This window comes from Paraburkholderia sp. (genome assembly GCF_028283785.1).
Lineage (GTDB): Bacteria > Pseudomonadota > Gammaproteobacteria > Burkholderiales > Burkholderiaceae > Paraburkholderia.
This window is the reverse complement of the sequence record NZ_JAPWKB010000013.1, coordinates 104,787-120,333: the sequence shown is the minus strand read 5'-3', so window position 1 is coordinate 120,333 and position 15,547 is coordinate 104,787. Positions and strand designations below refer to the sequence as shown.

Here is a 15,547-nt window from a genome sequence, read left to right as displayed (position 1 = left end):
CCGAATGTCAGCGACTCAAACGTAAGCGCGTTCGCGAACCCACTTCGTCATGATCCATTTATCGCCTGAAACGACAGGCGAGCCTCCATGCAAACTCAATGGATCGAGTTGCCGGTCGCCATTCATATACCGGAAATAGACTCCGCTACCCTGCTTTGCCGCCACCGATATTCCCACTTCCGGAAATATCGTTTCGCCGCCATCCGGCACGTCGTTCAGATAAACGATCAAGGTCGCGGTACGCTGACCGCCTCGCGCCACATGGACAGCACTGCCGGATTGGTCCGGCGGAAAATAATCGAAATGCGGCCGGTATTCGCCGGTTGGTCCGTAATGCAGAATCTGCAAGCCTTCGCCGTTTTCAACCGGCCAGTTCATCAGCGCCGCGAGCCGTTGCTCCAGATTCTCGATAAACGCGTCTTCCGCGCGCTGATACCAGACGCCCTCGCTGGTGCGATTGCGGATCACGTCCTCGGTGCCCGTTTCCGGGTTCACGGTGGTCGAGCGCTTCATCCGGTGACGCGACCGTTCGATCATCTGCTCGCACTCTTGCGCCGACAACACGTCGCCCAACACCACGATCTGCGGACGGTCACAACGCATCAGGACCCTGACGTCGCGGTCGTGCGCGCGGATCACGTTGCCGCGCGCGATCGGCGCGGCGTCGTACTGATATTCGTCCAGCGCGTCGGCATGCGACCGGCGCTCGGGTGCTACGGCTTCCGTGCCGGCTTTGACAGCGGCCGTCGTCGCGCCGCCGGTGGCCCGCTGCACCGCCGCGCCCGCCGACATCCGATCGAACCCCGCGCTCATCATCGCGTCGATCATCGAATCCACCGTGCAGCCCCGATTCACGTTGGTTTTGAGCCAATCCTCCCACGCTCCATCGACGACAGGCATAACGGTCCCTCTCTCATCAGTTTTTATCGGTGAATCGTCGCGCGCTTCGATCTATCGTGAATTTGACGCCATTTTGACGATAATCGTGCTCTACGCGAATATCGACCGATACTGCATCAAGCGACCAATTCAACGCAAGGCCGAATCCATTAAGCCGCCAAAATTATTCCAACGCCTGGCTGAACTATTCCAATGGGCATCGCGGTGATCCGTTCTTGACTTTTAAGCGCCTGCCAATTTGAATACGAATGGTGCCCGGTGTAATACGACGATTACCTGCCGACGATTCCCGTCATTTTCACTGCCATCACTGCCATAACAGATTCAAACGGGCATTTTAAAATTCCGACGCATCGCTACGGGCCTGGATTCTTCGTTGATTAGTCCAGGATTCGCCCGTGATTCGACCACTCCCCGACCCGGAGTTCTTTTGGCCGATTCAACCGATCTACCGGTACGTCGCACGCCTGCTCCCGTCTGTCGCGCACGGCGAGCCGGCGGTTCGCACGGCGCTTTCACCCTGGGCGTGGCCGATCGCCGCCTCGACAATCCCGACTCGCTGTTCGACGGAGCCTGACCATGGACGTGACCGCCCTGTCACCGCTCGCGCTCGTCGTCGGACTGGCCGGCATGCTCGCGAGTCTCGCGCTGCTGATCGGCTTTGCGTATCGCGGCTGGAGCGTATTGCTGCTCGCGCCGATCGCCGCGATGCTCGCCGCCGCGATTTCCGGCGAGCCGGTTCTCGCGCACTGGACGCAAACCTTCATGAGCAGCGCGGCGCGCTTTCTCGCGCAGTTCTTCCCGATCTTTCTGCTCGGCGCGCTGTTCGGCAAGCTGATGGAAGACAGCGGTTCGGTGACGGCCATCGCGAGTTTCATGACCGAGCGGCTCGGCGCGCATCGCGCGATTCTCGCGGTCGTGATCGGCGGCGCGCTGGTCACGTATGGCGGCGTCAGCCTGTTCGTCGCGTTCTTCGTGATCGCGCCGATGGCAACCGCGCTGTTCCAGGCCGCCGACATTCCGCGTCGCCTGATGCCCGCCGCGATTGCGCTCGGCACATCGACGTTCACGATGTCCGCGCTGCCCGGCACGCCCGCGATCCAGAACGCCATCCCGATGCCGTTCTTCGGCACCACGCCGTTTGCCGCGCCGGGACTCGGCGTGATCGCCAGCGTCGTGATGGCGGGGTTCGGCATGTGGTGGCTGATGCGGCAACAGGCGCGCGCGCGCTCGGCCAACGAAGGTTTCGACGGCGTGGCCGTGGTTTCGCCTGCGGCCACGCCGTCTGCGCCGAAGTCGAAGCCCAGCGCGAATCTGGTTCGCGAACGGGCGTCGGTGTCGCAAGCGTTCGATCCCGAAGAAGCCGGACGCGGCCATATCAGCGCAGATCTGCCGTCGTTCGGCGTTGCGCTCACGCCGCTGGTGCTGGTGGTCTGCGTGAACTTCGTGATGAACATGATCGTGCTGCCGCGCCTCGATGCCGGCTATCTCGCCGACGCCCGCTGGGGCGCGACGTCGCTGGCGGCGGTCGGCGGCGTGTGGGGCGTGTGCGTTGCGCTGGCGGTGGCGATCGTCGTGCTGGTGCTGCTCAATCGCAGCCGCTTGCCCGCATTGCGCGACAGCATCGATGCAGGCGCGAATGCGTCGGTGTTGCCGGTACTGAGCGTCGGCAGTCTGGTCGGATACGGTGCGGTGATCGCCGCATTGCCCGCGTTTTCGCTGGTGCGCGAATGGGTGCTCGGCATCGGCGGCGGACCGTTGGTATCGCTGGCCGTCTCGACCAATCTGCTTGCCGCGCTGACGGGTTCGGCATCGGGCGGACTGACCATCGCGCTCGATGCGCTCGGCAGTACCTATCTGCAACTTGCCGCACAACACGGGATCGATCCCGCGCTGCTGCATCGCGTCGCGGTGATTTCGTCGGGCACGCTCGACAGCTTGCCGCACAACGGCGCGGTGGTGACGCTGCTCGCCGTCTGCGGCTCGACGCATCGAGAAAGTTATCGCGACATCGTGATCGTCGGCATTCTCGGTGCGTTGATCGCACTCGTCGCGGTGATCGTGCTCGGGTCGATCGTCGGTTCGTTCTAGACGGACTTACGTCACGCGCATCGCGGTCATGCATGCGTTGGCCTCATGCATGCATCACTCACGATGCATGACGCATGCATGCATACGCGTATGCGTCACGCGCATCGCAGCTACTTCGAGATCCGCAGAATCTGCGATGCCAGCTGCGAGAAACACGGCTTCAGATCTGCCGCCGTCGCCGCATGGCAATACACGCCGACCGGCTGTTTCGGGTTATAGCAACGCGACAGCGAATCCGGCGTATTCGCGATGCACTTGAGCACGTCCTGTCCATATTCGGTATCTCCCGCGCCCTGCTTCGTCAGCAACAGGTCGCCCAGGCCGAGCGTGAACACGTAGATGCCTTCCGAGCGCGCTTTCGCCGCAATCGCTTCGAGCAGGTTGCGGGAGATGTTGTTGACGTTCGTGCCGGTCACATTGCCATTCGTCACCGGACGCGGTGAACTGACCGGCCAGATCGGGAAGGTCTGATCGTTCTTGTCGTGCGCGTTGTACCACTGCGGCAAGGTCTTGATCAGACTGGCCGCGTTGCCGTTGTAACAAGGCGAAGCAACCGCCTGACTCAACTGATCGATCCGGTAAAGCGCACCGCCCAGTTTGCCGTTATCGTCCGTCACGACCGTGCCCGCCGTGTTGTTACACGCGGTCGCCGTCGTGTCGAACATCGACGCGAAGCTGTTCGGCGAGCCGTCGGAAAAGAACACGATCACGCGCAGACTCGATGGTTGCGTGATCGCGTTGTTCAACTGGTCGCGCGCGTGCCACAAACCTTCAGCGGAGTTCGTGCTGCCCGAAAACGCGTACTTGTTGATTGCGGTGGCCATCGCGGTGCGATCGAAGCCGCGGGTATTGCCGTTGAACGGCACATCGATCTGCGTGCCATACGCGAAGTGCATCAACGCGACGCGATCGTTCGTCACATCGAAGTTGTTCAGAAAGTTGATTGCATTCGCACGCACAGCCGCCGGCACGCCCGAAGTATTCATCGAGCCGGTCGTGTCCACCACGAACGCCATATCCAGCGTCTTGCGGATCGCCTGCGACGCGGCGGAGATGTTCAGCAAGTTGAAGCCCATCGTCTGCGCGAAGGTCACCGGCAATTTCGCGCTTGCGGACATATCGATCGTGACGGTGCCCTGATCGAACACGATGGACGGTGTGCCCGCCGTCACCGTGGAGCCGAGAAAGCCGACCGGGAAATTCGCATCGAAAAATGCCGAAGCCGCCGCTTTCGCATTGGCAATCTGCTCGGACTGGTTATTGCCGCGCGTCACCGCCTGACCGGCCGCGATCACCGCGCCGTCGGTGGCTGCGTCGAGACGCGCGCGGACCATATAGCCAAGGCCGGAATCGATCGCGAGTCCGAGCACGCCGCACATCGCGAGCAGCAACACTGCGACCAGAATATTGACCGCGCCGCGCTGACGACGAGTATGCCGATACAGCCGCTTTTTCGTGCTTGCAGGTTGAAAGGCCGCCATGCTGCTCCCCCGAGCGTACTGCTTATGCTGCTTATGAATGTTGTTTATGAATGTTGCTTATGAATCTGCTTGCGATGCTGCCCCCGCGCCGGACACCCGCCGTTAAAACACCGTCATCGCATACAGGTTCGGCGACAGCGAAGGCGTGACGAAACCGCCGCCCAGATCGAGCGAACCGACGATCTGCGACTGCTGATAAAACGATTCCACCGCGTATGCAATCTGCCCGTTCGACAGCTTGCCCTTCAGCAAGGTCACAGCCGGCGAGCTCGAACCGACGCCCGGCAGATTCGCGCAACCGCCGCTACCGTCCGTGGCCCACGAACTTCCGCTACTGCCGCAATTCCAGATCTTGCTGGCAGGCGCATAGTTGCCGCCCGTCCACCGGTATTGCGCAACCACGACACCGGTGCAGCCGTTGCCTTGCGCATCGCAACTGTCGTTGCCGATGATCTCGGTGATATAGATCATGCCGTGCGTGTTCATGCTCAGCGGCGGCGTCGTGGCCGCGAGCGACGACATGATGGTCTGCATCGGATACGTCAACGACGCGCGCGACGACAGGTTCGCTCCTTCGCGGCTGACGTTGATCAGAATCGACTGTGCCTGGATATTGCGCGCGATATCGACGACAGGCAGCGCAATCGCAATCAGCACGGGCAGCAGCAACGCGAATTCCACCGCGACGATGCCCGATGCGCGGCGACGTGTGAACCCTCGCGTTTTCGACGGCCGTGCCATGTCAGAAGCCCTCGTTGCGCATCGTCGCCGCGACGCTGAAGTTGAAATTTCCCGCCGCGAAAAACGGCTGCACCATCGGCGTCAACAACGGCCATACGCAGTTGATCTGCAATACGACGATATCGCCCGGATTGCCGAACATGCCGCTGCTATAACTGCCTGCGCCGGCATAGCTCTGCTTCGTGCCGTTCACGGTGATCGTGTAACTCGGCGACACGAGGTTGTAGAGCCCCATCGAGCTGTCCTTGATCTCCTGCAACACCGCGAGATAGCGCTGCTGATTCGACGCTGCGGGGTCGAGATTGCTGCGTCCCGTCACAGCGTAGCGCGCGCCTTCGCGCACGGCATATTGCATCGTCAGGTTGACCCACAGCGCCACGCCGAGATCGAATGCGATGCAGATCAGCAGAAACAGCACTGGCGCGATCAACGCGAATTCGATCGTGCTGGTGCCGCGCTGCGCACGCGCGGGCCGGTTGGGAATGCGATGTTTCGCGGAGAGTCGGCGGTTCATATCCGTTGCCTGCTCAGTTGCCCATGGTGGCCATGACCGGGAACAGCTCGTGCACGATCTGGATCGCGGCCGGTCCGACCAGCACCACGATCAGCGTCGGAAAGATAAAGAACATCAGCGGAAACAGCAGTTTCAACGCTATTTTCGCGGCCTGCTCTTCGGCCCGAAGACGACGCTTCGTGCGCAGGTTGTCGGTGAAGACGCGCAACGAGTCGCCGATGCTCGTACCGAAACGGTCCGCCTGAATCAGCATCGTCGCGAGGGTTTCGATATCTTCGACGCCCGTGCGCAACGCGAGATTGCGCAACGCCTTTTCGCGGCCGGACCCTGCGCGCAGTTCCAGCAGCATCAACTCGAATTCGTCTTTCAATGCGGCGCTTTTGACACCGATCTCTTCGGTCACCCGCATCATCGCGGCGTCGAGACCGAGGCCCGCTTCGACGCATACCGTCATCAGATCGAGTGCGTCGGGCAAGTCTTCGAACAGCTTGCGCTGACGATGCGCGATCATCTTCGACACCACCAGGCTCGGCAGATAGAAACCGACCGCCGACGCCACCAGCACTGCGCACAACAGCTCCATCCGTTGATCGGGGCCGAACACACCCGCCAGCGAAGCCAGCGCAAGCGCCGGCAAAATCAGCGCGAGCACCGTCTTTGCGCCGAAGAACAATGCCGGTGCGGACGCGCTCCGGATGCCCGCGTTAGCGAAGCGCAGACGCAGCGCTGATTTGTCCCAGTCGTCCTTCGGCAACGACAGCTTGCCGACCCGCTCGGACACCTTGGCCATCGTGCCGACCCAGTCGTGCGGGTTCGCAGGCGTGGCCGAACCCGCGCCTGCGGTCGCGACGCCGATGCCTTCGATACGCCGCTTCAGCGGATCGGGCCGCAAGATCGACATCGCCTTCAACGAAGCGGCGAATACGATTGCAAACATCAACGCCAACATGACGATCTGTCCGGTATTCATGATGTGCGGTCAGCCCGCCCTCCAGATTTTTGTTTCGAAGCACGCATACGGGCGACGTCGAACTAGACCCTGATACGGATCGTTTTTCTCATCCACAGAATGCCGAACACCATCATCGTGACGGCAATGGAACCGAGCTTGATACCGGTCGGATCTTTCCAGAACATCGCGATATACGCGGGATTCAGGAACGTCAGCAGCCCCGCCACCGCGAACGGCAACACACCCAGCACCCATGCGGAAAGACGCCCTTCCGCCGACAGCACGCGCACCTTGCCGAGCAACTTCAGCCGCTCGCGAATGATCGCGCCGATACTGCCCAGAATTTCCGCGAGATTGCCGCCCGCTTCACGCTGGATCAACACGGCGATCACGAAGTAACGCAAATCTTCGACCGGCACGCGGCTGACCATATTCAGCAACGCGTCGTTCATCGACACGCCGTAGTTGATCTCGTCGAACGCGATACGAAATTCGCCGCCGAGCGGCTCGGGCAACTCTTCGCCTGCCATGCCCAACGCAGCGGGAAATGCATGCCCTGCACGCAACGCACGGCTGATCAGTTCCGACGCATCGGGCAATTGCTGCTCCAGCTTCAGGATGCGTTTGCCGCGCTTGCGACGCATGATCCAGAACGGAACCAGCGACGCTACCGCCGTCAGTACGATCACGACCAGCCAGGGCACACCGAACATGCCGCCCACCAGCAGGCACGCGACCCCGCTCGCCAGCGTGTAAGCGGCAAAGCGCGCCACCGACCACGTCAGTCCCGACTGCTGCAACTGCCGGTCGAGCACCTGCACGCGCGGCAGATTCGACAGCACCTGCGTGAGCCACGGCGAATCGCTGAGCATCCGCTGCTTGAGGATCGACATCTTTTCGTCGGCGACATGATTGCCCGCCGACAACGCGCGCAAACGCGCGTCGATCCGCTTGACGTCTGCGCCGTGCCGGTCGATCCACAACAGGTAGACGCTTTGAATCAGCATCACCACGGCGACGAAACCCAGTACCGCGAACGCGATCAATGACATGTTCATATGCGTCGCCCCGTCAGACTTCGTGATGCCGTGCCGGATCGAATATCTGATCCGGCAACGCGATACCGAAACCGGCCAGCCGGTCGCAGAACTTCGGACGCACGCCGGTCGCGCAGAAATAGCCCTTGATGGTGCCGTCCTGTGCAACGCCGGTACGCTTGAACGTAAAGATTTCCTGCATGTTGATGATGTCGCCTTCCATCCCGGTGACTTCGGAAATGCTCATCAGCTTGCGGCGCCCATCGGTCAGACGCGATGCCTGAATCACCACCGTAATCGCCGATGCGATCTGCTGACGGATCGCCTTGATCGGCATCGGCAAACCAGCCATGCCGACCATGTTTTCGAGCCGCGTCAGCGCGTCGCGCGGCGTATTCGCGTGCAGCGTCGCCATCGACCCTTCATGGCCCGTGTTCATCGCGTGCAGCATGTCGAGCGCTTCCGCGCCGCGCACTTCGCCCAGCACGATCCGGTCGGGACGCATCCGCAACGCGTTGCGCACCAGCGAACGCTGCGAGATTTCACCCTTGCCTTCGATATTCGGCGGACGCGTTTCGAGTCGCAACACGTGCTGCTGACGCAGTTGAAGTTCGGCCGCATCTTCGATCGTCACGATCCGCTCGTCGCCCGGAATAAATCCCGACAACAAATTGAGCAAGGTCGTTTTACCGCTACCTGTACCGCCCGAAATCAGCACATTGAGCTTCGACTGGATCAACGCTTCGAGCAGCTCCGCCATTTGGGGCGTGAAGCTCTGGTTGTTGATCATGTCGGCCACAGTGAGCGGATTAACCGCGAAACGCCGGATCGACACCAGTGGTCCGTCGATCGCGGACGGCGGAATGATCGCGTTGACGCGCGAGCCGTCCGGCAGACGCGCATCGACCATTGGCGTCGATTCGTCGATGCGTCGCCCGACTCGCGACACGATCCGCTCGATGATCTTCATCAGATGCGCATCGTCGTAGAACGTGATGTCGGTATGTTCGAGACGGCCGCGCCGTTCGACATACACATGCTGATAGGTGTTGACCAGAATGTCCGACACGGTCGGATCGTTCAGCAACGGTTCGAGCGGACCCAGTCCGATCATCTCGTCATGCACGTCCTGCGCGAGACGGCGTCGTTCGAGCTCGTTCAGCACCAGCTTGTCTTCTTCGACGATCCGCTCGACGAGTTGCGCAAGTTCGCGCTTCACCTGATCCGGCGACAGACGTTGCAGCTTGTCGAGTTCGACGCGATCGATGATCGACTGATGAATGTTCATCTTCAATTGCTGATACGCGCGCCGCGCGGCCAGCACGTCGGCAGCGAACACCGCCGCCGACGCGCTGGAGGAATCGAACGACGCCGTGCCGCCTTGCATCATCAGTTGTTCGCGCAATGACATGATTCTCTCCGCCGACGGTCAGTGTTCGGTCTTCAACTGGTGAACCGGGCGCGGGCGCGCGGCGAACAGCCGCCGCAACGCACTGGTTTTCACCACGGTTGCACGCGGCCACAAGCTGTCCGCGAGTGCGCCGATCGCCTGGGCCAACGCACTTTTGCGCGCGTAATCGACCAGTGCAACACCTTGATTGAGCGCTTCGACAGCGGCTTTTTCATCGCGCGGCAAACGATGCGCGATCTTCGCGCCCAATGTCGTTTCCAGCGTTTCGAGCGTGATGCGCGCGCGTTTGTCGTAAGCGTTCACCACCAGCTGAACCTTGGTGGACGGATAGCCGAGTTCGCGGAAAATATCGAACATCCGGCGTCCGGCATGCAGATACAGCATGTCTTGCCGCACCACCATCGCGACCGCGTCGCTGTGATCGAGCGCGTAAATCGCCAGCGGATTCACGCTCTGGCCCACGTCGATCACGACGGCGTCGTAGCGTTCGCGCGCCAGCGCAAGCAGCTGATCGAGATGCGCGGGGCGCAGGTCGGCGGCCTTCACCGGATCGCCCGCACCCGCCAGCACGTCGAGCCGTTCGTTCACATGCATCACGCATGCATCGAAAAACGCGCTGTCGAGACGGTCGATTTGCGCGCACAGGTCCGCGATCGTCGCGGCGGGCGCCGTGTCGGCGACCAGCAGGCTGGCGTCGGCGAATTGCTGGTTCAGATCGATCAGCAACACACGTCGCGGCTTTTCCGCGCCGCCTGCGCCCGATTGCGCGAGCGTACAGGCGAGGTTCGTCGCCACCAGCGTGGTGCCGCTGCCGCCCTTGCACGATGTCACCGACACCACGCGCCCTTCGCGACGCGCACCGGCGGTCTTTTTGTTCGCCACGTGCGTCAATGCATCGACGATTTCACGCGGATCGAGCGGCCATGACAGGACGTGCCGCACGCCGACGCGCATCGCGGCCATCAACAGATTCGTCGACGGTCCGGGCGTCACCAGCATGCAGTGCAGTTGCGGCGAGCATGCGAGCGCTTCCTCGATGCCGGACAATTCGCGCGCGCTGAGATCCACGTCGTCGACGATCAACAGGTCCGCGCTTTCGATCGCGGCGGCGTGCACGCGGATATGCCGCGCGGTGCCATGCGCGATGCGCAGGCGGTGCGGCACGCCGCTCGCTTCGAGACCGATGCCGATCAGACGCGACCGGTCGGGGCTCGATGAAACCAGAAGAATGTCTATCATGTGACTCTCCGCTTGATCGTGGATCCGAAGCATCGCAATGCTTTAGTACTGGCTCGACCCGACACCGATCGTGAACATGTTGACCGGCGATTGCGGCGCGCTGAACGATTTGCCGTAACTGGTTTGCGCCGACACCGCCGACTTGCCGTCAACGCCCGCAACGGCATCGCGATTCGCCGACGCATCTGGATTCAACGTTTGCATCGCGCGCAATTGCGTCACCGAATCGCCGAACGTCGCGTCCCAATGCGGCGTCGAACTGAGGCAGCCGCCGAGCGTCATCGCGGCGACTGCGCAGATGCCGACCCGCAGCCGTGTGAATATCGTGTTCATGGTGTTCTCCCGATGCATGACGCGCCCGGCGCGTGTCATTGCGGCGCGCTCGCGCCTGAAGTTGCGTTGGCGGCGGCAGCCGGGTTCGTCACGCGCGGCTTGCCTTCCATGTTGCCGGTGGCGAACACGGTCGCTTCGTTGGCGTCGCCGAAATGATCGGTCGGCAGCGGATAGTTTTGCGGCAGCGGTTTCGCGAGACGCGGCGTGACGACGAACACCAGCTCCGTCTTGTCCTGCTCGTAGCTCGTGCTGCGAAACAGCGCGCCCAGCACCGGGATTTCACCCACGCCCGGCAGACCCTTGATGGTCCCCGTCACGTTGCTCTTCATCAGCCCGCCGATCGCAAAGCTCTGACCGTCGTACACCTGCAGCGTGGTGGACGCGCGGCGTGTGGTGATCAGCGGCAAGATCGTGGTCGTGCCGCTCGTGCCCGCCGTCACCGCGACGCCGGTGGACGACAGCTCCGACACTTCAGGCGCGACCTTCAGGTTGATACGGCCGTTTTCCAGTACGGTCGGCGTGAAGGTCAGTCCCACGCCGTACTGTTCCTCTTGCAGCACGATCGTCGTGCCCGCTGCGCCGTTGCTTTGCGGCACCGGAATATAGACCTTGCCGCCCGCGAGGAAACTCGCTTCCTGACCGCTGATCGCCATCAGGTTCGGTTCCGCGAGAATCTTGACGAGCTGATCGGTCTTTTGTGCATCGATCGTCGCCGACAGCGGCGAATTGTTCGCCTTCGCGGCAGTCAACGCGCCCAGTCCGCCCGACAAAAAGTTCGCCAGCAAGCCGAAACTCCACGAACCGATGCCGCCGTTGATACTCGCCTGCACGCCGAGCTGGTCGATCAGCGTCTTCGACACTTCGGCCACCTTCACTTCGAGGATCACCTGTTGCGGTGCGGCGACATGCATCATGTTGATGATGCGGCTATCGTCGTCTTTAGCGCCGCCTGACGACGACGAACCGGCCGCGGCCATCAGATGCACCGCGCCCGGCGTCGCGGACGCACCAAGGGGCGTTCCCGTCTGCGCAACCGCGCTCGACCGCTGCACGAACGCACGTGCGAGTTCGACGATCCGCTGCGCCTTCACCGCGTCGGACACGGTGCCTGTCAATACCAGCGAATCCGCGGCGGCTTTCACCTGCACGCCGGTTTCTTCCGGCATCAACGCGGCCAGCGTCTGTTGCAATCCGCTCGGGTCGGCGCCGACGCTCACGTCGATGATCGAGCACGCACCGCTGCGGCCCTGCACGATCATGTTGGTCGTGCCGACATCCGAGCCGAGCAGATAGAGCGTGGTCGGCGAAACGAGCATCGCCTGAACGATCGACGGATTGCCGACCGTGCGACTGCGCACGGCTTCCGGCAGATCGACCATCATCGATTTACCGACCGGCACCGCGACCACTTTGTGCTCGCCGATCGGACCGCTGCAATTCGGGCCCGCTGCGTTTTGCGGTAGTGCCTGCGATTTCGCGGCCGACGGGCGCGCACCTGCGCCGCTGCCTGCATAACCATGCTGCGGCGTATTCGCGGCGAGCGTCATCGTGGCCGGTGCTTGCGGCAGTTGCGGCACCGGCGGCACATCCTGCATCGCTGCCGAAGCGCTTTTCTGCGCAGCTTGCGCGACCGGCAGCGTCCACAGACAGGCACCGAGCAGGCCGCACACACCGGCTTGCGCGAGCCGCGTAGCCGCGACGGAGCGGGCGCGGCGCGGGAACGGCGCGCGCGCGCAAAGAGGTGATCTGGCGTTCATGTACTACCCCCGAAATGGCGCCGACGATTCGCGGCATGCAGGCTTTTCGCCTGTCAAAAGCATTCTTGTCGTGTATCCGTGCCGTCGATCACACGCACGCAATTCGACGGTGCGTGCGCGGCGACCCGCTGCACGATGCGCGCCGGACGCGGCGTCGCGACCGGCACCGGCGTCACAGGCGTTTTCAGCAGCGACGCCTTGGTTGCGCCGGCGGTATCGGTGGCTTGCGGATCGACCTGATTGCGCAAAACCAGCGACAAGGTGCCGATGCTGCGCGCGAGGTCGATCTTCTCGGCCTGGTCCGGCGTCACTTCGAGCGTGACCGCATCCACCACTTTCGGCGTGGTCTCGTCGCGTCCAACCTGTTGCGCCACTGCGAGAACCAGGATCTTTTCGAGCACGATTTTCGAAATATTCTGATCGCGCGGACCGTTATCGCCCGACGAACCCGCTGCGTCTTTCTGCGTGTTGACGATGATGTCCACGTAATTGCCCGGCAACGCGAAGCCCGCGACACCGATCACATCGTTCACGCGCACCGTGATTGCGCGCTTGCCTTCGTTGATCACCGCCGACAATCCACCGAGCGTTCCCACCGGCGACAGCCTCGCTTCGAGCACCGGCTCGCCATGCTGCATGCTTTCTTTCAGCACGCGGCCATCGAGCTTCTGGATATCGGTGAACGAGCCGGCCGGCACGCTGCCGGTCGGCCAGTCCGCCACTTTCAGAAACTCGGGCGTGATGCGTTGTCCGAGACTGATATCCGACACGGCAACGACCACTTTGGTCGTCGCCGATGCGGTCTGCGTGCTCATCCAGCGCGATGCGAAAACGACGGCCGCGAGGCCCGCGATCGTCGCGATCAGCAACATCATCACTGCGCGGACATTTTTCATTTGACTCTCCTGCATCCGTCGTCATCGGGCGACGGAGCGTGTTTCAGAACACACGGTTGCGCGTGGCGATCAGCGTTGCTGCGGGAAGGAATCGGGATCGTCGACACAGTCGTCTACGCTGTCGTCCGGTGCGCCGGCGATGTCGCCGACATCGCGGCTGCGAAGCGGCAACGCGACACGTTGAAGCGAGCGTTGGAGAGCGACGGCTTCGCGTTTGCGCGCGGCATCGGCGAGCGCAGCGAGCAGCGCGATATCGATCGGCTCGCGAGCGGGCGAAGTACATGGCGTGAAGCGATTCGCGACATGCGCGTGCGCATGTTCCGGAGAAACGGAACCGGCAGCGGCCGAATACCCGGCGAACGCGTAGTGAATGACGGAGCGGCGTGTGCCTTCCATCGCGGGGGCGTGTTCGGCCCCGTCCACGACTGCATGCGCAGCCGTATCGATCGTTTTGTTCATCACATCCCCCGTTGCATCGCCGGCTTCGTCATGAAGCCTTGAGCCAGGTGAGCCGCGCCTGCTTGCAAGCAGACGCGGCGTCCTGGGTTATCGAGCCACGCTGGACTTCTCTGCGGAAATCCTGCGTAGCTGCCCCGACTTTCGATGCCGGCTGGTCAGGCCGTACATCGCGTTCTCCCTGATTCCTGTTGTGTCGTCGCTGCTTTTTTTACTGTGCTTCTTTATGCTTTCACGCGGTCTCGATCTGCCGCTTCGATACTGTTTCGTCAGCGCGTCGGTCCATTCACACGCTGGCGAACAAGGTAAAAGTCGTGCCGAGTGCGATCGCCACACCGTACGGCAAGGTTCCAATCGATCCCGCGCCGATGCGTGTCGCAGCCGTGCCTGCGCCGTCTTCGCGACTCTGCCGTTGTGGGCGCGCTTGCGGCGCGTCGACCGTTTGCGAGGACGCAATGCAGTCCATCAGCAACACGGCGACACCTTGCAACCCGGCCCGCATCTGACGCAATCGGAGCATTTCGAACAAGGCCCAGATCCCGCCGATCACGCAGACCGACATACCAATCTCAAATGCACCCGATGCCCCGCAGAACGCGCCGATGGCAGCCATCAGCTTCACGTCGCCCGCGCCCATCATTCGCATCACGTAGCCGGGCAGAAACACCAGTGCGCCGGTCAGTACGCCACCCAACCACAACTCCATGCCTTCGATCCCACCGTGCACCATCCACTGCACCGGCACCGCCACGCATAGTGCCGTCGCCACCAGCCAGTTCGGAATTCGCCGTGTGCGCAGATCGGACAACGCCGCGATCAGCACCAGGGTCATCACACACGGTCCGACTGGAAAAGGCACGCCATTCATCGCTCGCTCCGTTGGCTCGAAACTCTGTCGGTCAGCGGCGCCGCTCGCCCGCTACGCCGACCCACCGTTCGCATGATCTGCACGCATGCGAATTTCGCATGACAGAGATGCATGATCTAAACGCATGGGTCGGCGCGCGCACATCGCGACGCCTACCGGCTCAGCCTGCCGCCACTGCGTTGAGCTTGTTCGAAATCAGCACGAAAACGGCTTTGAGGCGTGTGCCCAGCGTCGTGACCGTCGTGATGACTGCGACTGCGATCAGGCCGGCCAGCAGGCCGTATTCGATTGCTGCCACACCGTCTTCTTCGCGCAGGAAATTGTTGATTGCGTTCTTCATGGAAAACCCCCGTAGGTTTAAAGTAAGAGCGATTCACCGTTGCGTATGCCGTCATCCGGTGAACCGCCATCAAAAACCCGTCCGCGAGCGGACGGAAAATGGGTACGACCTCGTTGTGCTGCTTTGGCCTTGCACTGCTTTTTTTTGCGCTGCTTTTCGTCCAGCTTTGCTGCGTGATGCTTTACATCCTCGTATTCCTGCCACGGTCACCGACGTTCTGTTTTTTGTTCGAACTGTCCGCGCCGCGTTTTTTTAACTGCTGTACTTCGTTTGGCCCCGCCGCCTCTTCCTCGCATGCCCCAGTGGTGTTTCCCCGACCACCGTTGCGAAGACTGTGTGTCGCCGTCCTGTTCTGCTTTGCGTCTGGCCGGCGACCGCTTGTGATCGACATATCGCAACGGCCGTGCCATGTGTGCTCAAACCCTTGTCGCACCGTGAGCCGGTTCGCAAAACAGCGATTCCCGGATGGCGTCGCAGCCGGTGTTGTTGCGCCTGCTTTACGCATCGACGCATCCGGTCGACGCCGCTCTC

Annotated in this window: 15 protein-coding genes; 1 reads left to right on the top strand and 14 read right to left on the bottom strand. The window is 62.1% G+C overall.

Features of this window, described 5'->3' with window-relative positions:
* Window positions 1–15: 15 nt before the first annotated feature.
* Window positions 16–900 (bottom strand): 2OG-Fe(II) oxygenase, encoded by an 885-nt coding sequence (locus tag PW947_RS14610; protein ID WP_299633052.1) that lies wholly within the window; start codon window positions 898–900, stop codon window positions 16–18.
* Between the two features lie 579 nt (window positions 901–1,479).
* Between PW947_RS14610 and PW947_RS14605 the strand changes: the two genes are divergently transcribed.
* Window positions 1,480–2,991, top strand: coding sequence for a GntP family permease (locus PW947_RS14605; protein ID WP_299633051.1), 1,512 nt, complete (start codon window positions 1,480–1,482; stop codon window positions 2,989–2,991).
* A 110-nt stretch (window positions 2,992–3,101) separates the two neighbouring features.
* Here the strand turns inward: PW947_RS14605 and PW947_RS14600 are convergent, their stop codons facing one another.
* From PW947_RS14600 to PW947_RS14540, 13 genes are all read right to left on the bottom strand, one after another.
* Window positions 3,102–4,472 (bottom strand): VWA domain-containing protein, encoded by a 1,371-nt coding sequence (locus tag PW947_RS14600; protein WP_299633050.1) that lies wholly within the window; start codon window positions 4,470–4,472, stop codon window positions 3,102–3,104.
* Between the two features lie 102 nt (window positions 4,473–4,574).
* The gene (locus PW947_RS14595; protein WP_299633049.1) at window positions 4,575–5,213 is read right to left on the bottom strand and encodes a TadE/TadG family type IV pilus assembly protein; all 639 of its coding nucleotides are present in this window, start codon (window positions 5,211–5,213) and stop codon (window positions 4,575–4,577) included.
* 1 nt (window position 5,214) lies between these two features.
* Window positions 5,215–5,727 (bottom strand): TadE/TadG family type IV pilus assembly protein, encoded by a 513-nt coding sequence (locus tag PW947_RS14590; protein WP_299633048.1) that lies wholly within the window; start codon window positions 5,725–5,727, stop codon window positions 5,215–5,217.
* Window positions 5,728–5,740: 13 nt separating this feature from the next.
* Window positions 5,741–6,697 carry a type II secretion system F family protein gene (locus PW947_RS14585; RefSeq protein WP_299633047.1) on the bottom strand — a complete coding sequence of 319 codons (957 nt, stop codon included), beginning with the start codon at window positions 6,695–6,697 and terminating at the stop codon, window positions 5,741–5,743.
* Between the two features lie 62 nt (window positions 6,698–6,759).
* A complete protein-coding gene (locus PW947_RS14580; protein ID WP_299633046.1) occupies window positions 6,760–7,737 on the bottom strand; it encodes a type II secretion system F family protein in 978 nt (325 codons plus the stop codon).
* A 13-nt stretch (window positions 7,738–7,750) separates the two neighbouring features.
* Window positions 7,751–9,127 (bottom strand): CpaF family protein, encoded by a 1,377-nt coding sequence (locus PW947_RS14575; protein ID WP_299633045.1) that lies wholly within the window; start codon window positions 9,125–9,127, stop codon window positions 7,751–7,753.
* Between the two features lie 18 nt (window positions 9,128–9,145).
* Window positions 9,146–10,366 (bottom strand): AAA family ATPase, encoded by a 1,221-nt coding sequence (locus tag PW947_RS14570; RefSeq protein WP_299633044.1) that lies wholly within the window; start codon window positions 10,364–10,366, stop codon window positions 9,146–9,148.
* A 42-nt stretch (window positions 10,367–10,408) separates the two neighbouring features.
* Window positions 10,409–10,699, bottom strand: a complete 291-nt coding sequence (locus tag PW947_RS14565; protein WP_299633043.1) for a hypothetical protein — start codon at window positions 10,697–10,699, stop codon at window positions 10,409–10,411.
* Window positions 10,700–10,734: 35 nt separating this feature from the next.
* The gene (locus tag PW947_RS14560; protein ID WP_299633042.1) at window positions 10,735–12,456 is read right to left on the bottom strand and encodes a type II and III secretion system protein family protein; all 1,722 of its coding nucleotides are present in this window, start codon (window positions 12,454–12,456) and stop codon (window positions 10,735–10,737) included.
* Between the two features lie 53 nt (window positions 12,457–12,509).
* The gene (cpaB, locus tag PW947_RS14555) at window positions 12,510–13,352 is read right to left on the bottom strand and encodes a Flp pilus assembly protein CpaB (protein ID WP_299633041.1); all 843 of its coding nucleotides are present in this window, start codon (window positions 13,350–13,352) and stop codon (window positions 12,510–12,512) included.
* A gap of 69 nt (window positions 13,353–13,421) precedes the next feature.
* On the bottom strand, window positions 13,422–13,811 hold the full coding sequence (locus PW947_RS14550) for a hypothetical protein (RefSeq protein WP_299633040.1): 390 nt from the start codon (window positions 13,809–13,811) through the stop codon (window positions 13,422–13,424).
* Window positions 13,812–14,094: 283 nt separating this feature from the next.
* Window positions 14,095–14,676, bottom strand: coding sequence for a prepilin peptidase (locus PW947_RS14545; RefSeq protein ID WP_299633039.1), 582 nt, complete (start codon window positions 14,674–14,676; stop codon window positions 14,095–14,097).
* Window positions 14,677–14,836: 160 nt separating this feature from the next.
* Window positions 14,837–15,016 (bottom strand): Flp family type IVb pilin, encoded by a 180-nt coding sequence (locus PW947_RS14540; RefSeq protein ID WP_299633038.1) that lies wholly within the window; start codon window positions 15,014–15,016, stop codon window positions 14,837–14,839.
* Between the last annotated feature and the right edge of the window lie 531 nt (window positions 15,017–15,547).

What these genes read in the sequence shown, in the direction of transcription:
- PW947_RS14610 (WP_299633052.1), bottom strand. Translation starts at nt 900, where the DNA reads ATGCCTGTCGTCGATGGAGCGTGGGAGGATTGGCTCAAAACCAACGTG.
- PW947_RS14605 (WP_299633051.1), top strand. Translation starts at nt 1,480, where the DNA reads ATGGACGTGACCGCCCTGTCACCGCTCGCGCTCGTCGTCGGACTGGCC.
- PW947_RS14600 (WP_299633050.1), bottom strand. Translation starts at nt 4,472, where the DNA reads ATGGCGGCCTTTCAACCTGCAAGCACGAAAAAGCGGCTGTATCGGCAT.
- PW947_RS14595 (WP_299633049.1), bottom strand. Translation starts at nt 5,213, where the DNA reads ATGGCACGGCCGTCGAAAACGCGAGGGTTCACACGTCGCCGCGCATCG.
- PW947_RS14590 (WP_299633048.1), bottom strand. Translation starts at nt 5,727, where the DNA reads ATGAACCGCCGACTCTCCGCGAAACATCGCATTCCCAACCGGCCCGCG.
- PW947_RS14585 (WP_299633047.1), bottom strand. Translation starts at nt 6,697, where the DNA reads ATGAATACCGGACAGATCGTCATGTTGGCGTTGATGTTTGCAATCGTA.
- PW947_RS14580 (WP_299633046.1), bottom strand. Translation starts at nt 7,737, where the DNA reads ATGAACATGTCATTGATCGCGTTCGCGGTACTGGGTTTCGTCGCCGTG.
- PW947_RS14575 (WP_299633045.1), bottom strand. Translation starts at nt 9,127, where the DNA reads ATGTCATTGCGCGAACAACTGATGATGCAAGGCGGCACGGCGTCGTTC.
- PW947_RS14570 (WP_299633044.1), bottom strand. Translation starts at nt 10,366, where the DNA reads ATGATAGACATTCTTCTGGTTTCATCGAGCCCCGACCGGTCGCGTCTG.
- PW947_RS14565 (WP_299633043.1), bottom strand. Translation starts at nt 10,699, where the DNA reads ATGAACACGATATTCACACGGCTGCGGGTCGGCATCTGCGCAGTCGCC.
- PW947_RS14560 (WP_299633042.1), bottom strand. Translation starts at nt 12,456, where the DNA reads ATGAACGCCAGATCACCTCTTTGCGCGCGCGCGCCGTTCCCGCGCCGC.
- cpaB (WP_299633041.1), bottom strand. Translation starts at nt 13,352, where the DNA reads ATGAAAAATGTCCGCGCAGTGATGATGTTGCTGATCGCGACGATCGCG.
- PW947_RS14550 (WP_299633040.1), bottom strand. Translation starts at nt 13,811, where the DNA reads ATGAACAAAACGATCGATACGGCTGCGCATGCAGTCGTGGACGGGGCC.
- PW947_RS14545 (WP_299633039.1), bottom strand. Translation starts at nt 14,676, where the DNA reads ATGAATGGCGTGCCTTTTCCAGTCGGACCGTGTGTGATGACCCTGGTG.
- PW947_RS14540 (WP_299633038.1), bottom strand. Translation starts at nt 15,016, where the DNA reads ATGAAGAACGCAATCAACAATTTCCTGCGCGAAGAAGACGGTGTGGCA.